Raw genomic sequence first — 20,826 nt, 5'->3', positions numbered from 1 at the left:
TTCAAATTTTGAACTCCATCAAACAACATCAAATGCAAAAAGTCACTTTTAAAAACGGAGATACCATGCCTATTCTGGGTCTTGGTACTTGGAAAAGCAAACCAGGAGAAGTACGTCAGGCGGTCTACTGGGCACTCGAAGCTGGTTACCGACATATTGACTGTGCGGCTATTTATGGAAATGAGAAAGAAGTTGGAGAGGGGTTGGCAGATGCAATTGCTGATAAAATTGTCACCCGGTCAGAGGTATTTATCACATCTAAATTATGGAATGATTCACATAGGCTTGAGGATGTAGGACCTGCTTTGGATAAAACCCTTCAAGACCTCGGACTTGATCACTTGGATTTATACCTAGTTCATTGGCCAATTGCTTTCAAGCATGGAGTTGGTTTTGCGACGCTAAGAGAAGAGTTCTTTACCTATAAGGATGTTCCGCTTACTCAGACATGGTCAGCTATGCAGGAACAAAAAGCACTTGGCAAAACCAAACATATTGGTGTGTCCAATTTTAATAGCCGCAAGCTTCAGGAGCTTCTGGATATGGGGGGAGAATCACCTGAAATGAATCAAATTGAAATGCATCCATTCTTACCTCAGGACAAATTGGTTAAGTTTTGCAGGGAAAACCATATCCTGTTGACGGCATATAGCCCTTTAGGCTCGCCTGATTCGAGAGCTGAAAAGCATAAAAATGATCCGAAATTACTTTCAAATCCGGTAGTAAAGGAAATTGCTAAAAAGCATGGTGTTTCTGAGGGACAGGTGCTGATCGCATGGTCGATTGCTCGAAATATTGTGGTGATCCCAAAATCAGTAAATCAATCACGAATAACCGAAAATCTGAAGGCTGCTGATATTAAACTAGATGATCATGATATGATGGAGCTCAAAGATATCGGAATCAGTCACCGATTTGTTGATGGCACATTCTTTACTCAAGGAAGTAGCCCTTACAATCTTTCAGATCTTTGGGAGTAATCGAGAATTTTAATCTTCTAATTCCAACTCCTCTAGAATTTCCGCCAGGGTATCAAAATCTTTGAGCCCTGGCTTTATTTCTTCCCCTCCTTCAAGAGCAATACCAAATAAACCCAATTCAGAAACGGTTGATTTTACATTAAACGGACTAATACCTCCGGCTAATATGACCTTAGCGTTTTTAGAAATGGATCTGATGGATTCCTTCTGATCAGTGTTCAATTCAGTTTGATCAACTGAAAGCAATAAGTGAAGATTCTGATTAGAAATTTCTTCTGCGAGCTCTTCTTCAATATGCCTGACTTCACTGAGATCTGCCTGAAAGATCAATTGATATTTTTCAGAGTCAAATTGAAGTAACGTCTCCAACTTATTGTGTTGAATCCACGAAATCTCGGGGTATTTTTTGAGTTTTTCCTGTAAGGTTTCTAAAGAATCATTTCCAAACTCCCCGCAAAAATCAACACCCGAAACCCATCCTGAAATCTCCTGAAATTGAGTTGGTGAAACGAACTTATCTGAGGTTTCCTGTAAATCAAAACCTAATAGATCTACAAACATTCCTGCGCAATACCTTGCATCACTTAAGTTGGTTACGCCGCTGATCTTTACGAAAATACTAAGAGCCATTAAATAAAATTTTTGGCTAAGTTAACCAATGATGACAGTTTTGCTTCCATTTCTGCCTTTCAAATTTGATTTTGGATAAAATTGAAGTAAAACCAGTAATTTAGGGTTCTGATAATGATGAAAAAACTACCATTTGTTTTTCTTTTTTTAATTCTACTCTCCTGTGAAAGAGAGGTAGAAAATCCGCAAGTTGATCCTGGCTTGGATTACTTTCCTTTGTTCATTGGAAATTTCTGGGTTTATGAAGTATCAGAGCGAACGTATTTTGGTGAGAATGACTTCGAGGATAGTCAATACTTTTTGAAGGATCGTATCCGCAGTTTATTTGTAAATGATGCTGGCGAACAGGTTTTTATTGTCCAAAGAGAACGATCTCTTGATCAGATAAACTGGCAGGTTGAAGTTGACTATACAATAGTAATCAGGGATAATAATTTGGTTATGAATCTTAACAACCAGCCAATTGTCATCCTTGCCTTTCCTCCTAAAGAAGGGTTGATCTGGAATGGAAATTTATATCGTGGAGCTGAACAGGATGAATTTGAGTTGATTCAGGAATCCTCCGGGACTAGCGCTGAACAAATCCGGGTGCTACAAGAAAACGAAGATGACCTGATTACCTTTCGGGATATTCGTTATGATGTTTTTCAGAAGGGGGTTGGTTTAACAGAAAGGTATTCAGAAGTGTTAACTTATTGTTCAAGAAACGATTGTCTTGGAGAACAGCTAATAGATTCTGGTAGATTTTTGAATATGAAATTAATAACTTACGGTAATGAATAGGCTATTAATCTGTGTGGTATCGCTTTGGCTTTTGCCATTTTTGGTGGAGGCACAAGATCGCTATGCTGTTTTTTATAAGTACAAGCCTCAGGATGGCTTAAATCTAGATCAGCCTCAAGATTTTTTGACAGATCGGGCTTTGCTTCGAAGAGCGAAAGAAGGCGTTGCTGTAGACAGTACTGATCTGCCGGTAACTCAGCGCTACGTTGATGAAGTTTACCAGCTTTCGCATTACATTCTTTATCAATCAAAATGGCTTAATGCCTCCTTGATTGTGACAGATATGGAGGGAGCGAAGTCAATAGCAGAGCTTCCATTTGTAGAAAAAGTGGAGTTGGTGGGGAAAGGATACATTCCAAATCCAAATGCACGAATCGGAAGAAGACTTTTTGTAAGTGCTACCGCAAAGGTTTGCCCTCCAGGAGGAAAAGCTGAGCGAACACTTGCTGCACAAGAATTGCCTTCAGATTTTCAAAATAGTCTTCTTGGAATTGATTTTATGCATGAGGAAGGCTTTAAGGGAAAAGGAATTAGGATTGCCGTTTTTGATGCAGGTTTTCCTGGTACAGATAATGCCAGTCCCTTATCTCACTTGCTGAGCAATAATCAACTTGTTGCGCAAAAAGACTTTGTCAGACCTTGGAATCAAAATGTATTTACCGACAATCAGCATGGTACGAATGTCCTTTCTTTAATAGCTGCGGTAGAAACTGAAAGTTTTATCGCCGGTGCTCCAGAGGCAGAATACTTCTTGGCCATGACTGAGGAGGTAGCAACCGAGTACAGAATTGAAGAGTATAACTGGCTTCGAGCTGCTGAATATGCGGATTCCATTGGAGTAGATATCATCAATAGTTCCTTGGGTTATTATGATTTTGATGATCCGGAGATGAATTACAGTTCAGGACAATTGGATGGGAAAACTGCTGTAATTACTCAAGCGGCAAACATTGCTTCCAGCAAAGGAATCTTGGTAGTTAATAGCGTGGGGAATTATGGGCCATCTGAGCCTTCAATTCTTGCTCCTGCAGATTCTCCAAATGTATTGGCTATTGGATCGGTTAATCAAAGCTTGGAGGTTTCAAATTTCAGTTCAAGAGGCCCTACAGGTGATGGAAGGATCAAACCAGACTTGGCAGCTTTTGGCAATGGAGTAGCGCTTTTGAGAAGTAATGGAAACGTGGGTTTTGCCAACGGGACTTCTTTTTCTGCTCCGCAAATCACCGCCTTAGCAGCAGGTTTGTGGCAAGCTAAGCCTGAATGGACTCGGGCGGAACTAATAGAAAATCTTCTTCGAAGCGCCTCTCAATATGAAAATCCAGACAATCTTTTGGGGTATGGAATTCCAAACTTCCGAGAAGCTCTTTACGGAGAAATCCTTTCAGTAGAAGAAAATGGTGAAATTATCCCTTGGAAAGTCTTTCCAAATCCCATGGAAGGAAACAAGTTGACCATTTATTTTGGGTCAAGTTTATCAGCTGAGTTTTCATTGATTGACCTCAACGGAAAAACCCTTCAAAATCAGAATCTATCTCGCAATACTGCAAAAGACCCTTATGAGTTGCAGCTAGAAGGAATTAGACCCGGTATGTATATTATCCAAATGCAGGACAGAAAGCTTATCAAACAGCAAAAGTTAATCCGCCTTTAATCAAATTACGCTTTTCAATGTCTTTAGAAATTGCCCCATCCATTTTAGCTGCTGATTTTGCAAATATTCAGTCTGCCGTAGAAATGCTCAATGACTCGGAAGCAGACTATATCCATGTCGATATTATGGATGGTGTCTTCGTTCCCAATATATCTTTTGGGCTTCCTGTGACAGAAGCCATTCATCGTCATGCCAAAAAGCCACTGGATGTACATTTGATGATTGTAGAGCCAGACCGATACTTGGAGGCGTTTAGAAATGCCGGAGCTGCAAACATATCAGTGCACTACGAGGCCTGTGATCATCTACATCGAACACTTCAGGCTATTCATGATCTGGGTGCTAAAGCGGGGGTAGCAATTAACCCGCATACCTCAGTTGAATTATTGACTGACACCTTAGATTTAATTGATTTGGTTTGTGTGATGTCCGTCAACCCTGGTTTCGGAGGGCAAAAATTCATTGAAAACACTTACTCCAAGGTGAGTAAATTAAAGGAATTGATCATACAAAAGGGGAGTAACACCCAAATTGAAATAGATGGAGGCGTTTCTTTAAATAATGCCCAAAAACTGAAAGATGCAGGAGCTGATATTTTGGTAGCCGGTAGTTTTGTTTTCAACTCAGAATCTCCGAAAGAAACAATTGCTATGCTCAAAAGAGCTTGATAATTGACCATTTGTCATAAAAATTCTAAAATATCAACGGTTTCCTTGATTTTTTGAGCCTTGACTGTTTTTTTGCAATCTTGTAACTAACCAAACGACTAATCATGATTAAAAAGACTCTGCTTTCTACGTTTTTTGTAGCGTTTGTTGCTTTTATGTCCTTCGGACAAGAGGCAACTGAAGGACCCGTGACTGATGAGGAATTAACACAATATGCAACTGTAGAGGTAATGACTTCACAGTATGTAGAGCAAAAAACGGAAGAGCTTCGTAATATGATTCTCAATAATGAGGTGATTGACGGCGGTGCTCGATACAATGAAATCAAAGCTGCTTGGGGAGATGAAGCGAAAATGGCTGAGGCAAATGTCACAGACGAAGAAAAAGCCGCTTACCAAGCTATTTTGGATTTTCAAGGCGGTCTTCAGCAAAGTGTTGTTGACTACAAGACTAACCTGATCACTGACAGCGATGTAATCTCTGTTTCTGTTTACAACAAAGTGCTAGGAGCTATTAAAGAAGATCCAGCTGTAAAAGAGAAACTAGATGCAATGATTGAAGAGATGAAAGCAGCAGCAGCTCCTGCTGAGGACGGTGAAGCAGCTGAAGACGGAAAATAATTCAATTTCATAATTGATTTAAAGCCTCCTTCTGGGAGGCTTTTTTTATATATTCACACCATACTTTGATTCAATTCGTTATTGCCTTATGATGCAAAAGAAGACGCTACTACTATGCTTTCTAATTTTGGTTTTTGGGTCTGCTTTTGCCCAAGAGGAAGATATTTTTGGGATTAGCCGTAAAGCCAAGAACCCAAAAAGTGAATCTGCAGTAGGAAACGCTTTTAGAAACGTTTTGGAGCAGTTTGCACTGGAAATATCCACAGGAGCTGGATATCAGCAGTTTTCAACCGATTTTTTCTCACCAAATCCAGATTTGTATCCGCTCACCCAGTTTCAAAATTTTGATGAGCCGCTCGATATTTCTGAAGAAAATCCATTGGCTATGAAGGGCTCAGATTGGGTCTTCCCCGTTTTAAATGCAGGAGTGCGAGTGAATTTATTCAATCTTCTTACAATCGGAGGGGGATATGGTATGGAGTGGGGGAATATCAAACCTATGGTTGGCGGAAATTTTGAATTTCCTTTCGAAGGGGCAAGCTACCAAGCCACCCGCTTTTATGGCACGGTGGGTTTAGTCCTTTGGGATGCAAATCGTCGGGCGAAGTATTTACAATGGCGATATAGAAGATATGCATCTGCTAATCTTTACATGCAATCTGAGCTAAGACAGCGAGTTCGGCAGATTTATCCTTGGCGATTGATCGCTGAGGCCGACTTTGGTAATTTAAATATCAAAAATTTTGTCAATCCCAGTTTGACTCAAAACCCAAATTACACCCCTCGATTGGCAGTAGCAGATCAGCCTGCATTTGGAATTGGGCTCCGGCTGGAAAGGGATTTTTCAGAGTACACCAAACTTTTCATTAAAGGCTCAATGGATATTAGGAGTTTTACTTATTCTGCCTCCGATTTTTCTGAATTTCAGGAGCTTGACCAACGTGTCTATGGCATGCAAGTAGGGCTAGCAATTCGGATCCCGGGGACCAAGCGATGCAAAATCGCAGGATGCGGAGTGGTGATGAAACACATGCACAATGGAGTCGAGTACAGAGGTAGCTCCATATTTAATCTCCAAAACCGAAAAATAGGTCAATGGTATTGATTGATCCAACCTGATTGACTTTGGAATTAACTTTTCAAAAGCAGGGCCTTTTTACTATCTTGCAGCCTTAATTTATCCCGTGAATTAGCATTATATGGCCCAAGGAGAAAACGAGAATATTATTCCTATCAATATTGAGGAGGAAATGCGTGGTGCCTACATCGATTATTCGATGTCGGTTATTGTTTCAAGAGCGTTGCCAGATGTCCGAGACGGAATGAAGCCAGTTCATCGCCGTATTCTTTACGGAATGCAAGAGCTCGGAGTTCTTCATAATAAACCCTATAAAAAGTCCGCTAGAATTGTCGGTGAGGTGCTTGGTAAATATCACCCTCATGGTGACTCTGCTGTCTATGATACCATGGTTCGAATGGCGCAGCCTTGGTCACTTCGATACCAATTGGTAGATGGTCAGGGTAACTTTGGATCCATCGATGGTGACAACCCTGCGGCTATGCGATATACAGAGGCAAGGCTAAAAAGAATAGCCGAAGAGCTTCTTGTTGATATCAATAAAGACACTGTTGATTTCCAATTCAACTTTGATGACTCTTTGAAAGAGCCGGTAGTGTTACCTGCAAAGGTTCCTGCATTGCTCTTGAATGGAGCATCTGGAATTGCTGTAGGTATGGCCACAAACATGGCTCCTCACAATCTGACAGAGGTGATCAATGGCATTATTGCCTACATCGATAATAGAGAGATTACCATCCCAGAACTGATGGAGTATATCACCGCTCCTGATTTTCCTACAGGAGGAATTATCTATGGATACAATGGAGTCAAAGCTGCTTTCGAAACTGGGCGTGGAAGAGTAGTAGTCAGAGGAAAAGCCAGTATTGAAACGAAGGATAATGGAAACCGGGAGATGATTGTCATCACGGAGATTCCATACATGGTCAATAAGGCTAGCATGGTAGAAAAAACTGCTGCCTTGATCAATGAGAAAAAGATTGATGGTATCTCTGCGATCCGGGATGAGTCTGACCGATCTGGGATGCGCATTGTATATGAATTGAAGCGTGATGCGATTTCAAATGTTGTTCTAAACAACTTGTATAAGCATACACAGCTACAAACCTCATTCTCAGTCAATAATGTGGCACTTGTAAAAGGCAGGCCACAAACGCTTAACCTGAAGGATCTCATTGTACACTATGTCAGTCACAGACATGAAGTAGTGGTGAGAAGAACGGAATATGAACTTAAAGAAGCTGAAAAGCGAGCTCATATTTTACAAGGTTATCTGATTGCTTTGGATAATTTGGACGAAGTAATTGCCCTAATCCGTAACTCAGTAGATCCAGAGACAGCTAGAAATGGTTTGATGGAGCGTTTTGAATTGACTGAGATTCAGGCGAGAGCTATTCTTGATATGCGTCTGCAGCGTCTTACTGGTATGGAACGTGATAAGATCGTTCAGGAATATCAGGAGATCATGGCATTGATCGAGGAGCTAAAGGATATCCTTGCGAATGAAGATAAGCGAATGGATATCATCAAAACCGAACTCACCGAAATGCGTGATCGATATGGTGATGACCGTCGTACAGAAATCGAGCATAATGCTGAAGATTTCAGCTATGAAGATATGATCCCAAATGAGGAAGTGATAATCACTGTTTCTCATCAGGGATACATCAAGCGAACCGCCTTGACCGAGTACAGAACACAGGGTAGAGGAGGAGTAGGTTCAAGAGGAGTCAGTACCAAAGAGGACGATTTCACCGAGTATCTTTTCACAGCCTCTACTCACAATTACCTATTGATTTTCACTGATCAGGGTAAATTGTTCTGGTTGAAAACCTATGCCATCCCTGAAGGCGGAAAGACTTCGAAGGGAAGACCTATCCAAAACTTGATCAATATTGCTTCCGATGATCGAATTAGAGCAATTATTCAGGTAAATGACCTCAATGATCAAGATTACATCAATAATCACTTCTTGATCATGGTGACCAAAAAAGGTATTATCAAGAAGACTACTCTGGAGCAATATAGTAGACCTCGTACCAATGGAATCATAGCTCTGAACATTCGGGAGGATGATCAACTGGTAAATGTAGACATGACGAATGGTGATCAGCATATTGTGATAGCTGCAAAATCAGGTCGTGCTATTCACTTCCATGAGTCTGCAGTAAGGCCAATGGGTCGAACAGCCACAGGAGTAAAAGCCATAACCTTAAATGATGTGAATGACTATGTCGTTGGCATGGTATGTGCATCTGAGGAAAATGCGACTCTACTTGTAGTTTCGGAAAAAGGATATGGCAAAAGGTCATTCCTTGAGGAATATCGCATCACAAATCGAGGTGGAAAAGGTGTGAAAGCCATGAACACCACCGAAAAAACCGGAGCGCTTGTTGCAATAAAACAAGTTGTCGATACCGATGATTTGATGATCATCAATAAGTCTGGTATTACCATCCGGATCTCTGTGGATGGACTTCGAATTATGGGAAGAGCCACACAGGGAGTGAGATTGATCAAGATTTCTGAAGGAGATGAGATTTCATCCGTTGAAAAAATTTCCAAAGAAGAAGATGAAGAAAATCTAAATTCTTCAGAAATTGCACCAGATTCTGAAGAGAATCCAAATGAAACAAAAGAATAATCAACCAAAATAAGATAAACGCCAAGAATGAAAAAGCTAATTCTATCAATGGTTTTGGTCGGCGCAACGACCCTAGCCTTTGGACAAAAAAAGGTAGTACGTTCAGCTGAAAAAAACTTTAAAAATGGAGACTATGCCACTGCTCTATCTGAAGTAGAAACAGCTCTTCAGGATCCAGAAACTGGTTCAGATCCTGAGACCACTTTGTTGAAAGCTCAGATTCAATTAGGAATGTTCGCTACTGACTCTTCCAATACCATGGAAAATCTTCAAGTAGGTAACAACTCCTATGAGTCTTTCATGAAAGCCTTTGAAATGGGCGATGGAGATAAAACTTCAGGTGTAGGAAAAGATATTTTCGAAGAAGATATCCCTGGAGCACCTGAGAATTTGCGTCCTAATTCAGTGAACAAATTGAAAAACGTAGCATTTGACAAGGCGATTACTCAATACAATGAGGAAGACTATGAAATGGCTTATGAGTTTTTCAACTTGGCTGGTGAAATTGACCCGACAGACACTACTATCCATTACAATGCAGGATTCCTTGCAAATGATCTTGGAAGAACTGAAGATGCTAAAAGACACTTCTCTACTTTGCTTGATATCGAAGGATACAACAAGCTAAATGCATATTATTTCATGATTCAGATTTTGTCTACTGAAGACAAAGACCCTGAAGCTGCTTATGCAATGGTAACAAGAGCAAAAGAAGAGTATCCTTCAGATAAGGACCTTTCTACTTACGAAATCCAACTTTTGCTTCAGCTAAACAAAATGGATGAAGCAATGGCTCAAATCAAAACAGCTCTTGAAAGCGATCCAAACAATACCGCTTTATTGCTAAGATCTGGATATCTAAAAGAGCAAGCAGGTGATATGGAAGGTGCACTTGCCGACTACAAAAAGTCAGTAGAGGTTGATCCACAATTCTTTGAAGGTAACTACTATGCTGCTGCATTACTAATCGAAAAGGCGAGAGAAACTCTTAGTGAATTGAATAATTTATCTGACGAGGAGTGGGAAAAGCGTTCTGAGTCTATGGGCAAAGAAGCAAACGGATACTATGCTGATGCAGTTACTTACTTCGAAAGCGCTCTTGAAATCAAGCCTGAGGATACAGGTATCATGGAAATTCTTTTCCAGATTCACACTCGCTTGAAAAATGACGCTAAAGCCGAAGAGTATAACAAAAAACTAATTGAACTTCTCGGTCCTAACTGGATGGAAGGATAATTTGAAGAATCTCAAGTACCTAAAAAAGCTGCCATTTGGCAGCTTTTTTGTTTTCATTATATTCGTTTTATTGATTTGACATTTCGTTAATCCTTCACTTTATGAGACTAGCTTATTTTTTCAGTAGTCTGTTTTTGAATATTAGGCATGCTTGTCTGATAGTGGTTATTTTTTTGAGCCTAAGTTTGGTCCCTTTTCAAGCTTTTTCACAGGAAAAATATGATAAGATTATTGAGCTATCGATAGAATCCGGTCCCTTCATCAGTAATGGGGATCCTTGGGCTGATGAGTTGATTGATTTGGTTTCCTACACTGCTTTTGATTTTCGTTTTGGATGGCGTCAAAACAAAACCTTTATGGGAGATCTATACAGAAACCCAATTTTTGGGATTGGGGTATCTTCCACACTACCCTATCAATCTGAAATCGGCAGACCGATGGGAGTCTATTGGTTTTTTGATATGCCGTTCAGACCTTTTTCTCAGGATAAGAGGTTTAATTTTTCCTACTTTGCTCATTTGGGTTTGGGGTTCAATCTTAATCCATACGACTCTTTGGATAACCCGATCAACCAATTTATAGGCTCCGAATTGAACAGCTACATACATTTTGGAGCAAAAGCTAACTATACACTTTCCGATCGATTTCAGCTTTTTTCAATGGTTGGGTTAAAGCACTTTTCAAATGGCTCTACCAGAAAGCCCAACGCGGGGATTAATTTAGTTCCTGTATCGATAGGTTTGCGGTATAATTTTCAGCCAAGCCAAGTAAAACCAGAAGAAGCTTTTCTTCGAGACCGCCCCATTCTTTTCGAAAAAGGGTACTGGAATTTTATGCTTTACACTGGCTCTAAGAATTACGAGATCGGAGAGGAGACCTACTTCAGAGGTGGTTTTAACCTGAGCTATATTTGGGACAAAAATTACAAATATCGATATGGGGTGGGCTTAGATGTCTTTTTTGCTCCAGGTCTGTCAGAACGATCAGGTAATCCCGATGTGGGATTTTGGGATCAAACCAGTGTAGCAATAGCAGGAGCTTGGGAGTGGAAACTTACAGAAAGACTCTATGCCCCGGTGGGATTAGGATTTTATCTCCATAGAAACCGTGAAAACCAAGAATCAACAATCTATTACGAGCGAATAGGGCTTAGATATTTGATGTCTGAAAATCTACAATTTGGAGCTCAAATTAAAGCCCATAGAATCAAAGCTGACTTTTTTGAATTTACTTTGGGTTACCGATTTTTAAGAAAACAATAAAAGAGACCCACCTATCAAATTTTGTTTTTTATTCCCCATAGCTAATACTAGTTTGGAATTTGATTTAAGGAAATACATGAAATCGACACGATTAAAATCATCATTAAAGACATATAGATATGATTATTTTAATTGTCAAAGATTCCATCTGGCAATTAGAAGTCAAAAAGTAAACAGATGAAAAAACTACGTTTCTTCCTGCCGATTATATTGGTTTTTTTAGGGCTTAATTTTCCATTGTTCGCTCAGTCCTTGTCTTCATCAGAGTTATATCATGAGCTCCTGAAATTGGAAGAGACCAAGCGAGTGCTTTATGTCGCAGCTCATCCGGATGACGAAAATACCCGGCTGATTGCCTATTTGGCTAACGATACAAAAGCCCGAGTAGCTTACTTGAGTTTGACTCGAGGTGATGGTGGGCAAAATCTCATTGGACCAGAACTAGGAATCGGTTTGGGCCAAATCAGAACTCAAGAGCTTTTGCAAGCTAGAATGACAGATGGGGGAGTTCAGTATTTTACCCGAGCAAAGGATTTTGGCTACAGTAAAAATCCTAGTGAAACCCTCCAAAACTGGGATAAAGAAACTATTCTTTCAGATGTGGTGTGGGTGATTAGAAAGTTTCAGCCAGATATTATCATTACTCGATTCAATACCATTCCTGGTGTAACTCACGGGCATCATACCACCTCAGCAATTTTAGCCGAAGAAGCTTTTGCAATATCTGGAGACCCAAATGCTTTCCCTGAGCAACTTGAGTATGTGAAACCTTGGTCAGCGAAGCGGATATTTTGGAATGCATATAATTTTCGCGGAGAGTTTGAAGCTCAGGAAGGGGAGATTTACCATGAGTTTCCCACCGGCGAATACAATCCCGTATTGGGTCAAACCTACAATCAAATGGCAGCGAATAGCCGAACCATGCATAAGTCTCAAGGCTTTGGATCGACTGCTTACATTGGGGCTTCAAATGATCATATTCAATTTATTGCAGGAGAAAAGTTTGAGCAAAGTCCCTTTGAGGGCGTGAAAAACAGATGGGATCATTTTGAAAACGGTAAAGCAACAGAACTCTTAATAAACGATCTGATTCAAAATTTTGACTTTCGGTCCACAGCGAACAATCTTTCTACTCTATTAAAAATCAGGGAGCAAATCAATCAAATGGAAGGAAGCGATCTCTGGCTTCATGAGAAAAAAGAGTCGATTAATGATATTGTTTTAAAAGTAATAGGATCAAAAATAGAATTTGTCACCAATCAGGAAGTGGCCTTTCCCGGGGCATCAGTCAGTACAGACTTGGTGGTTAATTCTCCCGGAAATACAGCCATCAATATATTGGGCGTAGAAGTTTTGGGAGAAAAAGTTAAGGTAGAAAGGGATGGTAGTTCAGCAAATGAGCCTTTCCGTCAGGATATTAATTTGACCATTCCCGAAGGTTTTGAATTTACCCAGCCTTACTGGCTCGAAAATTACGAAGAAGGCCCTATGTATCCGGTTGACGATCAGCAAATGATCGGAAAGCCATTTAATGATGCGAGTATACAAGCCACATTGAATTTGGAGATTGGGGGGCAGTTGTTGACAATTAGCACTCCTTTAGTCTATAAATTTAATGATCCCGTAGATGGGGAGGTAAAACAGCCATTTATTATTACTCCATCGATAGACTTGGAACTGTCGAAGAAAGTGCTTTTCGGAATCAATGAAAAAAGGCCACAGGTAACGGTTTTTGTCAATTTTAGAGATAAAATCGTAGATGGCGATTTGAGTTTTGCGGGTTTAAATTCCAGTGAATATCGAATACTAGAATCAGAAGACCTAGTGGGAAGAAAGCAGCGAAGATATCGAGTAGAGTTCGTTTCTGATCAAGTGGGAAAACGAAGAATAGTGGCTACTTACACAACTTCATCAGAAAGTTTTGATCAGACTTTAAACCGAATCACCTATAAGCATATCCCCAATCTTACATTTTTCACTTCAGCTTCTATTGATTGGATTCAAGCGGATTGGGAAATATCAGGACGTAAAATTGGCTATGTGCCTGGCGCTGGAGATGAAGTGCCTGAGGTCCTGGAAGCTCTAGGCTATCAAGTGACCATGCTTGGAGACAATGATTTTGATTTGGATAATTTAGCTCAGTTTAAGGCTATAATTATGGGGATTCGTGCCTACAATACCAATGCTCAGGCTGCAGCAAACCAGCAAGCATTGATGGGATATGTACTTTCAGGGGGAAATATGATTGTACAATACAATACAACGGGTAGATTACTGACCAATCAACTTGGTCCCTATCCTTTCTCGCTGACCAGAGATCGGGTTTCAGTAGAAACTGCTCCGGTTGAAGCCGACTACACACATCCAATTCTGGCTGGCCCGAATAAGATTTCCCCGAGTGACTTTGAAGGGTGGGTGCAGGAGCGAGGATTATATTTTGCCGGAAGCCTTGATGAGGAATACTCGACACCATTGTATATGAATGATCCGGGAGAGGACACCCAGACTGGTTCGCTCATACATGCTGCTTATGGAAAAGGCAACTATGTCTACACCGGACTATCCTTTTTTAGACAATTGCCTGCTGGAGTACCCGGAGCCGTAAAATTATTCGTAAACTTAATCGAACAATAAACCCAAATGGAAGAAAAAGATATCAAATGGAAGCGCCTCTACTGGGGACTCATGCTTAATCTGGCAGTATTGATTTTCTTTTTCTACTTCCTGATGCAGCACTTTTCATGACTAGCCTAGACTGGATTGTACTTTTTGGAACCCTGGGTGCCATTGCAAGCTATGGTATCTATAAAACAAGGGGTCAAAATAGCCTAGATTCTTACCTACGCGGTAGGAATTCCATGAATTGGTGGACCATTGGGCTTTCTATCATGGCTACTCAAGCCTCAGCGATTACTTTCCTTAGTACGCCGGGACAAGCTTATGAAAGCGGTATGGGTTTTATCCAATTTTACTTTGGCTTGCCCATAGCCATGATTATCATTTCCGTTGCGTTTATCCCTATCTATTATCGGCTGAAAGTCTATACCGCATATGAATATTTGGAAAACCGCTTTGACTTAAAGACTAGGACGCTAGCAGCCTTACTTTTCATTATTCAACGAGGTTTGGCTTCGGGGATTACTATTTATGCGCCTGCCATTATTCTTTCGACTCTTTTGGGTTGGAATCTGACTTGGACCGTTGTATTCATTGGGGTAGTCGTTATTATTTACACCGTTTCGGGAGGTACAGCTGCCGTATCTATCACGCAAAAACAGCAAATGGCAGTGATGATGGGAGGGATGATTTTGGCAGGTATTATTGTCATTCGTATGCTTCCGGTCTCATTTACAGAGGCCTTGCATGTCGCTGGGAGTATGGAAAAGCTGGACTTGGTCAACCTGGAGTTTGATCCGTCCGACCGCTACAATGTATGGTCAGGAATGACGGCGGCGGTCTTCTTATTTCTGTCCTATTTTGGAGCTGATCAAAGTCAGGTGCAGCGGTATCTCTCCGGTCAAACTTTAAGTCAAAGCCGCATGGGGCTCATTATGAATGGCTTTTTGAAAGTCCCGATGCAGTTCATTATTCTTTTTATAGGAGTCATGGTCTTTGTATTCTATCAATTCTACCAGCCTCCTGTAGTATTCAATACGGTACAGACTGAAAAACTTCAAGAAAGTGAGTATGCCTCTGATTTTCAATCCCTTCAGGGAGAGTTTGACGCCTTGTTTGAGGAAGGAAAGCAAGCATATCAGGAGCTTTTGATAGCCGTGGATGCGGAAGATGATGTCGCAAAAAATCAAGTCAAAGCCTCACTTGGGCAGATCAAGCAAAAACAGGAAGCGGTCAGAGATGAGGTGAAGGCTTTAATTGTCAAGAATGATCCAGTGGCGGAAACCCGAGATACGGATTATGTTTTTATGCGCTTTGTGATGGATCATTTACCCGTAGGGATCGTCGGATTATTGTTTGCGGTGATATTTTCGGCTGCTATGTCTTCCAGTGCCTCCGAGTTAAATTCGCTTGGTTCCACCACTACGATTGATCTTTATAAGCGTTCGATCAAAAAGGAAGCTTCAGATGGTCACTATGTAATTTCTTCGAAGCTTTTTACGGCCTTGTGGGGTGCTCTGGCGATCTTTTTTGCCATCTATGCCTCACTTTTCGAGAATCTTATTCAGGCAGTAAACTTATTGGGATCACTCTTCTACGGAACTATTTTGGGAATATTCCTGGTAGGATTCTTTATGAAATGGGTAAAAGGCTTAGCTGTGTTTTTAGCAGCACTTCTTTCTCAGGCTTTGATTTTAGTAATTCATTTTCAAAATGGAGAAGGGTTATTCGGAATCGTATGGGACATCGGTTTTCTTTGGTACAATGCCATCGGTTGTCTTTCCGTCATGCTCTTTGCTATGCTGCTTCAGGGCTTGAAAAAATAAAGGCCCTTCCAGATTGAAAGGGCCTTGATTCTTTATTTTATCTGGTTATCTACTTTTCTCTCAGTATTAGAAGCTTTTGACCTAGAATAAGGCCTGAAGTTCAGATTCAGCGAGCTTCGGTCTTCATACTTCGAACTTCCAGCTAGATTGGCAAAGAAAACTGACTCTTAACAGAATAATTAAAATTATTTGATCGACTTCATCAATCTTTCATTCAAAGCTATGTAATCTGGATTTTTAGCTTCTTCCGCTAGTTTCATGGATTCTTTAGCTGAGGCTAACGCTTCTGAGTTTTTGCCCAAAGCCACTTCAATTTTAGCTTTCAGGTGCATGGTCCAGTACTTCGGATCAGAAGTTGTGGAAGCTTTAATCCATTCATATGCTTGATTAAGATCCTTGTTATTGTTGTAGTAATAATTGGCGGAAGCGTAAAGTAAGCTTGGATTTTCCGTCTTCGTATCGATGACCATTTCCTGAATCTGAGCCATCACAATTGGATCGACTTCTGTAGAAATCCGGAAATCCACTCGGGTGTTTTCCCACTTCATAGAAAGTTCAGCAGCATTGTCAGTCATATTATTGAAGCTGATTTCGAAGGTTTCGTACTTTCGACTCAGCTTATTTGGCGAGACCGTAAATCGCAACAAATCATCGGCATCCGAATAACCAATGGCGCCCCAAAGATCAGTGTTTTTAGATAAGACAATGGTCCATTCATTTTTACCTGGGATAGTGTAAAGTGCATATTTGCCAGCTGGTACAGTCTTTCCGTCAATCATGACGTCTGTAGAAAAGTCCAAGGTGGTAGCCGAATTGGCTCCTGTGCGCCATACTTGCCCGTAAGGCACTAATTCACCGAATATCTTTCTTCCTCTTGTACTTGGTCTTGAATAGATGACCTGTACGTCAGTGAGACCTACCTTTTGGGAAATACTTGCCGAAGGGGAGGCCTGTGGCATTTGAAGTTGTTGGGCAAAAGAACTCTCCAAAGCAGTAAAAACTGCCAAAAAGAATATCAAGCTAAATTTTTTCATTGTTATATCGTTTCAGTTAATTGAGTGCAATTTGCTTAATTTTTGACCAAGAATTTGTGTTTTTTTGTCAAATTTTTGATCAATGGATGTATCGTTTTATACCGAGATTGAGTAGATATTTACAAATGTCGACCTTTGTATTATGAGCCTAGCAATCATCAGTCCTGGAAGAGATCCTCAACCTTGGATCGACGCTATCCGAAAGCAAAACGATCAATTGGAAATCGAAGTATTTCCCAATATCCAATATCCCGAAAAGGTTGAGGTTGCCCTTCTTTGGCAGCATCCAAAAGGAATTCTTGCAGATTTCCCAAATCTAAAAATGATTAGCTCTATGGGTGCTGGAGTAGATCATATTCTAAGTGATGATTCTATCCCTGAAGAACTCCCGATTGTCCGAATTGTAGATGAAAAGTTGACCTGGTCAATGACCAATTATGTGGTGATGGGGGTGTTGAATTTTCATAGGCAGGTCACTCGATATCAACAACTTAAAGAAGATCGGAATTGGGATATGTCTGATCCTGAGATTCCAGTCACTATTGGGGTAATGGGAGTAGGAGCTTTAGGTTTTGATGTGTTGGAAAAACTCGATTTTATGGGTTTTCCGGTAGTAGGCTTTGGTTTTTCTGAGAAAGACGATTTTCCTTTTCCTTATTTTCCCAAGGAGAAATTAGATGAGTTTCTAAAGGAGGTGAATGTATTGGTTTGTTTGCTGCCGTTGACTGCTGATACTGAAAATATTTTAAATAAATCCCTTTTTGAAAAAGTCAATCCAGGGACATATTTGATCAATGTCGCCCGTGGAAGACATCTAGTCGAAGAGGACTTGGTTGATGCAATTTCAAAAGGTCAGCTGTCGGGAGCTATGTTGGATGTATATCGGAAGGAACCCCTGCCAGAAGATCATCCTTTTTGGCAAAATGAAGGCATATTTTTGACTCCACACATTGCGAGCGTAACCAATCCGGAAGCGGCCTCTCCTCAGGTGGTTGAGAATATCCGTCGACTTGAATCCAACGAACCTTTGATGAATCTCGTAAACCGATCTCGAGGCTATTAATTATGGAAAAAAACGGGACTATTCTTTGCCCTACCGATTTCTCTGAGTGTTCACTCAATGCAATTGAATATGCAAGCCGAATCGGGGAGCAATATGGTGCAAAGCTGATTTTAATTCATGTCAGCAACAAAGAAGACTTTTTAAAGCTGAATCCAGGCCGTGAAGACAATGATTTTCAGCGTGATTTTTTAAAAGAAAAGCTGAATAATCTTAAAAAAACAGTACAAGCGGAATCAATCCCTTTGGGTCTTGAATCTTGCGAAGGGATGATTTTGGAGGGAGATGTGATCGAAGTCATGCTAAATGCAATCGAGGAAACGGATTGTCAGTTGGTGGTCATGGGCACAGAAGGGATGAATGACTTACGAAAAAATATTATTGGAAGTCGCACAAGTCAGATCGTAGGAAAGTCCCCCGTGGACGTTTTGGTGGTGCCTAGGAAGGTTTTTTATAAGAAACCGCGGAAATTGGTCTTTGGTACAGACTATAGAGAAGAAGATAAAATCGCTATTCAGAAGGTAGTTGAGTTTGCAAAGTTTTTTGATGCTGAAATCGATATTGTTCATGCCTCAGATGGCAAAAACAAATTAGACAGACCCTTACATCAATCGATGGTGGAAGAGATTACACCCTTTGTGAGGTACGATAAGGTGAATTTTGTCCTGAAGTCTTTTCGGGATAACCTGGCTCTAGGTATTGAAAGCTATCTTGCCTCCGCCAAGGGGGATATGCTCATTACTTTAAGTAGGCAACGCGATTTCTTTGATAAAATCTTCAATAAAAGCCTATCCAAGAAAATGGCCTACTTCATCACGAAACCTCTGTGGGTGATCAAGAATTTTTAAGCTTAAGAAAAAGGCTTTTTCAGAAATTGGAAAAACTCAGAGCGGGTTTTGGGATCTGTAAAAACCTTTTTTACGATCTGGAAGTAATTTCCCAGCGTCAAAGCCTCATTGGTATTTCCGTTTTTTGGAATTTCCGGTAGGGGTGCTGGCTTTTCGTTGGCAGGTGGATTCGGTTCTTTATTCTCAGGAGCTTTATATCCAACCAAGTCATCAGCCTTTTCAAAGCTTTTCTTTGATTTCTTCTGATAGCCAAGCTTTTCTTCCACTAGGCCTTTGTTGTTGTAAGCGACAGCATCCTCAGGATCAAGTTCGATTGCTTTTTCATAATCTTGAATAGCCCCCATCAAATCCCCGATTCTATCCTTGAAAAATGCCCTGCTACTATAACGGTAAGGGTTGTTTGGATCAAGATTGGCAGCTCGATCAAATTCCGTCAGAGCCTCTTCATTTTTACCTAGTAAGTGCAAAACCACCGCTCGATCAGAGATAAAATCGGTGTTATAGGGCTCAAGAGCTACTATTTTATCGAAATCTTCCAAGGCAGATTCGGTCTGACCCATACGGGAAAGTATTCTGCCGCGAAAGAGAAAATAATTGCTTTCGCTTTGATTTTCTGTGATCAATTGGTTGAAAACCACCAATGCTTCTTCGAATTTACCGGATTTATAATAAGAGATACCTGTCTGAAAGTCCATTTGAATGCTTTTTAATTATTACAAAATTAACAGGAGAATAGTTTTCACAATTATCAATTTGCTTTTGGCAGCTTTTGATCGCTACGCTTATCTTTAAGTCTCAAATTGCAAACCATGCCTAAACAACCGACGGACGTCATCAAGGATTTGAAAGCGGGGAAATTTTCTCCAGTTTATTTTTTAGAAGGAGATGAGCCCTATTACATCGATCTCATTACAAAGATAATTGAGGACAATGCGATTCCGGAGCATGAGCGAAGTTTCAACCAGTTGGCACTTTATGGAAAAGACGCTAACATGGGGGTAGTGCTGAATAATGCCCGCAAATTTCCGATGATGGCTGAGCGTCAGTTGGTAGTGGTAAAAGAAGCTCAAAGCTTACCCGATTGGAGCAATGAAGGCGTTGCTGAGCTACTGATCAAATATGTAGAAAACCCGCTACCTAGTACGATTTTGGTTTTTGCGTACAAGCACAAAAAGATCGACGGAAAAACCACCTTGGCCAAAGCCCTGAACAAGCATACTGTGTATGTGAGATCTGAGAAAGTGCCTGAATACAAGCTCAAGCAATGGCTCGAGGGCTATTTTAAAGAAACAGGCTATGGCATTGATCAAAACGCGATCAATCTACTGGCTGACTCGATCGGAAATAACCTAGAGGTGATGACCAATGAGATTGGAAAGATGTTTATCAATCTTCCTTCAGGCACCAAAATCACCGTTGACCATATCTCCAAATACATCGGGATCCACAAGGATTACAATAATTTTGAACTGACCAAGGCTTTGGGTTTTAGAAATGTGGTCAAGGCTAATCAAATCATCCAATACTTTTCTCAGAACCCAAAAAATCATCCAATCATTCCGATTTTTTCATTGATCTATTTCTATTTCAGCAAGTTAGCGATCATTCATGAGCACAAGGCTCAAAATGCTGACCAAGCCGCTGCGGCTTTAGGAATGAATGCATTCATTGCAAGAGAATACTTCACCGCTTCCCGCAACTATAAATTGGGCAAGATAATTGAGGTGTTCGCACACATTCGGGAAGCAGATCTTCGTTCTAAAGGAGTAGACTCCGGAAATATGAGCGAAGGTGAAATTCTCCGAGATCTCGTGTATAAAATTTTGCATTGAAACGCTTCTTTTCTTGAAATCCCAAGGCTGAATCTGTGCTTTTGGGATCGTATGGAAG

General features: G+C 40.6%; 17 protein-coding genes. 14 read left to right on the top strand and 3 right to left on the bottom strand.

Translation table 11 applies throughout. The features are described from left to right. Positions 1-32 precede the first annotated feature (32 nt). Positions 33-980 (top strand): aldo/keto reductase, encoded by a 948-nt coding sequence (locus CDH51_RS02700; RefSeq protein WP_100627134.1) that lies wholly within the window; start codon positions 33-35, stop codon positions 978-980. 9 nt (positions 981-989) lie between these two features. Here the strand turns inward: CDH51_RS02700 and trpF are convergent, their stop codons facing one another. Further along, complete coding sequence (gene trpF, locus CDH51_RS02695) at positions 990-1,610, bottom strand: phosphoribosylanthranilate isomerase (RefSeq protein WP_100627133.1); 621 nt, start codon at positions 1,608-1,610, stop codon at positions 990-992. Positions 1,611-1,724: 114 nt separating this feature from the next. Here trpF and CDH51_RS02690 point away from each other — a divergent pair, with 114 nt between their 5' ends. The 10 genes from CDH51_RS02690 to CDH51_RS02645 all read left to right on the top strand — a co-directional run bounded on the left by CDH51_RS02690 (position 1,725) and on the right by CDH51_RS02645 (position 15,994). Next, positions 1,725-2,393 (top strand): hypothetical protein, encoded by a 669-nt coding sequence (locus tag CDH51_RS02690; protein ID WP_100627132.1) that lies wholly within the window; start codon positions 1,725-1,727, stop codon positions 2,391-2,393. Next, positions 2,386-4,044 carry a S8 family serine peptidase gene (locus tag CDH51_RS02685; protein ID WP_100627131.1) on the top strand — a complete coding sequence of 553 codons (1,659 nt, stop codon included), beginning with the start codon at positions 2,386-2,388 and terminating at the stop codon, positions 4,042-4,044. The genes CDH51_RS02690 and CDH51_RS02685 overlap by 8 nt, the downstream gene beginning before the upstream one ends. Positions 4,045-4,061: 17 nt before the next feature. Further along, entirely contained in the window at positions 4,062-4,712 is a 651-nt protein-coding gene (gene rpe / locus CDH51_RS02680) for a ribulose-phosphate 3-epimerase (protein WP_100627130.1), read from the top strand. A 104-nt stretch (positions 4,713-4,816) separates the two neighbouring features. Beyond that, positions 4,817-5,332 carry a hypothetical protein gene (locus CDH51_RS02675; protein WP_157807026.1) on the top strand — a complete coding sequence of 172 codons (516 nt, stop codon included), beginning with the start codon at positions 4,817-4,819 and terminating at the stop codon, positions 5,330-5,332. 88 nt (positions 5,333-5,420) lie between these two features. Continuing rightward, positions 5,421-6,437, top strand: coding sequence for a hypothetical protein (locus CDH51_RS20265; protein ID WP_100627128.1), 1,017 nt, complete (start codon positions 5,421-5,423; stop codon positions 6,435-6,437). A gap of 94 nt (positions 6,438-6,531) precedes the next feature. Next, positions 6,532-9,054 carry a DNA gyrase subunit A gene (gene gyrA, locus CDH51_RS02665; RefSeq protein ID WP_100627127.1) on the top strand — a complete coding sequence of 841 codons (2,523 nt, stop codon included), beginning with the start codon at positions 6,532-6,534 and terminating at the stop codon, positions 9,052-9,054. Positions 9,055-9,081: 27 nt separating this feature from the next. Then, positions 9,082-10,290 carry a tetratricopeptide repeat protein gene (locus CDH51_RS02660; RefSeq protein ID WP_100627126.1) on the top strand — a complete coding sequence of 403 codons (1,209 nt, stop codon included), beginning with the start codon at positions 9,082-9,084 and terminating at the stop codon, positions 10,288-10,290. A gap of 101 nt (positions 10,291-10,391) precedes the next feature. After that, complete coding sequence (locus CDH51_RS02655; protein WP_100627125.1) at positions 10,392-11,552, top strand: acyloxyacyl hydrolase; 1,161 nt, start codon at positions 10,392-10,394, stop codon at positions 11,550-11,552. Positions 11,553-11,729: 177 nt separating this feature from the next. After that, positions 11,730-14,186, top strand: a complete 2,457-nt coding sequence (locus CDH51_RS02650; RefSeq protein ID WP_100627124.1) for a PIG-L family deacetylase — start codon at positions 11,730-11,732, stop codon at positions 14,184-14,186. Positions 14,187-14,293: 107 nt separating this feature from the next. After that, entirely contained in the window at positions 14,294-15,994 is a 1,701-nt protein-coding gene (locus CDH51_RS02645) for a sodium:solute symporter (RefSeq protein WP_100627123.1), read from the top strand. Positions 15,995-16,179: 185 nt separating this feature from the next. Here CDH51_RS02645 and CDH51_RS02640 read toward each other — a convergent pair whose 3' ends face one another. Continuing rightward, positions 16,180-17,028, bottom strand: coding sequence for a DUF2911 domain-containing protein (locus CDH51_RS02640; RefSeq protein ID WP_100627122.1), 849 nt, complete (start codon positions 17,026-17,028; stop codon positions 16,180-16,182). Positions 17,029-17,170: 142 nt separating this feature from the next. Between CDH51_RS02640 and CDH51_RS02635 the strand changes: the two genes are divergently transcribed. Together CDH51_RS02635 and CDH51_RS02630 are read left to right on the top strand one after the other, a co-directional pair. Further along, positions 17,171-18,091: a 2-hydroxyacid dehydrogenase gene (locus CDH51_RS02635; protein ID WP_100627121.1), complete on the top strand. Its 921-nt coding sequence runs from the start codon at positions 17,171-17,173 to the stop codon at positions 18,089-18,091. A 2-nt stretch (positions 18,092-18,093) separates the two neighbouring features. Continuing rightward, on the top strand, positions 18,094-18,936 hold the full coding sequence (locus tag CDH51_RS02630; protein ID WP_100627120.1) for a universal stress protein: 843 nt from the start codon (positions 18,094-18,096) through the stop codon (positions 18,934-18,936). A gap of 2 nt (positions 18,937-18,938) precedes the next feature. Here the strand turns inward: CDH51_RS02630 and CDH51_RS02625 are convergent, their stop codons facing one another. After that, positions 18,939-19,631, bottom strand: coding sequence for a tetratricopeptide repeat protein (locus CDH51_RS02625; RefSeq protein ID WP_100627119.1), 693 nt, complete (start codon positions 19,629-19,631; stop codon positions 18,939-18,941). A gap of 114 nt (positions 19,632-19,745) precedes the next feature. Between CDH51_RS02625 and holA the strand changes: the two genes are divergently transcribed. Then, a complete protein-coding gene (gene holA, locus CDH51_RS02620) occupies positions 19,746-20,768 on the top strand; it encodes a DNA polymerase III subunit delta (RefSeq protein WP_100627118.1) in 1,023 nt (340 codons plus the stop codon). Positions 20,769-20,826: the final 58 nt, after the last annotated feature.

The sequence above is a fragment of the Algoriphagus formosus genome (assembly GCF_002807035.1).
Lineage (GTDB): Bacteria > Bacteroidota > Bacteroidia > Cytophagales > Cyclobacteriaceae > Algoriphagus > Algoriphagus formosus.
This window is presented reverse-complemented; position numbering and strand designations above follow the sequence as displayed.

Coding starts and splice junctions, on each gene's coding strand:
- CDH51_RS02700 (WP_100627134.1), top strand. CDS start 33: ATGCAAAAAGTCACTTTTAAAAACGGAGATACCATGCCTATTCTGGGT.
- trpF (WP_100627133.1), bottom strand. CDS start 1,610: ATGGCTCTTAGTATTTTCGTAAAGATCAGCGGCGTAACCAACTTAAGT.
- CDH51_RS02690 (WP_100627132.1), top strand. CDS start 1,725: ATGATGAAAAAACTACCATTTGTTTTTCTTTTTTTAATTCTACTCTCC.
- CDH51_RS02685 (WP_100627131.1), top strand. CDS start 2,386: ATGAATAGGCTATTAATCTGTGTGGTATCGCTTTGGCTTTTGCCATTT.
- rpe (WP_100627130.1), top strand. CDS start 4,062: ATGTCTTTAGAAATTGCCCCATCCATTTTAGCTGCTGATTTTGCAAAT.
- CDH51_RS02675 (WP_157807026.1), top strand. CDS start 4,817: ATGATTAAAAAGACTCTGCTTTCTACGTTTTTTGTAGCGTTTGTTGCT.
- CDH51_RS20265 (WP_100627128.1), top strand. CDS start 5,421: ATGATGCAAAAGAAGACGCTACTACTATGCTTTCTAATTTTGGTTTTT.
- gyrA (WP_100627127.1), top strand. CDS start 6,532: ATGGCCCAAGGAGAAAACGAGAATATTATTCCTATCAATATTGAGGAG.
- CDH51_RS02660 (WP_100627126.1), top strand. CDS start 9,082: ATGAAAAAGCTAATTCTATCAATGGTTTTGGTCGGCGCAACGACCCTA.
- CDH51_RS02655 (WP_100627125.1), top strand. CDS start 10,392: ATGAGACTAGCTTATTTTTTCAGTAGTCTGTTTTTGAATATTAGGCAT.
- CDH51_RS02650 (WP_100627124.1), top strand. CDS start 11,730: ATGAAAAAACTACGTTTCTTCCTGCCGATTATATTGGTTTTTTTAGGG.
- CDH51_RS02645 (WP_100627123.1), top strand. CDS start 14,294: ATGACTAGCCTAGACTGGATTGTACTTTTTGGAACCCTGGGTGCCATT.
- CDH51_RS02640 (WP_100627122.1), bottom strand. CDS start 17,028: ATGAAAAAATTTAGCTTGATATTCTTTTTGGCAGTTTTTACTGCTTTG.
- CDH51_RS02635 (WP_100627121.1), top strand. CDS start 17,171: ATGAGCCTAGCAATCATCAGTCCTGGAAGAGATCCTCAACCTTGGATC.
- CDH51_RS02630 (WP_100627120.1), top strand. CDS start 18,094: ATGGAAAAAAACGGGACTATTCTTTGCCCTACCGATTTCTCTGAGTGT.
- CDH51_RS02625 (WP_100627119.1), bottom strand. CDS start 19,631: ATGGACTTTCAGACAGGTATCTCTTATTATAAATCCGGTAAATTCGAA.
- holA (WP_100627118.1), top strand. CDS start 19,746: ATGCCTAAACAACCGACGGACGTCATCAAGGATTTGAAAGCGGGGAAA.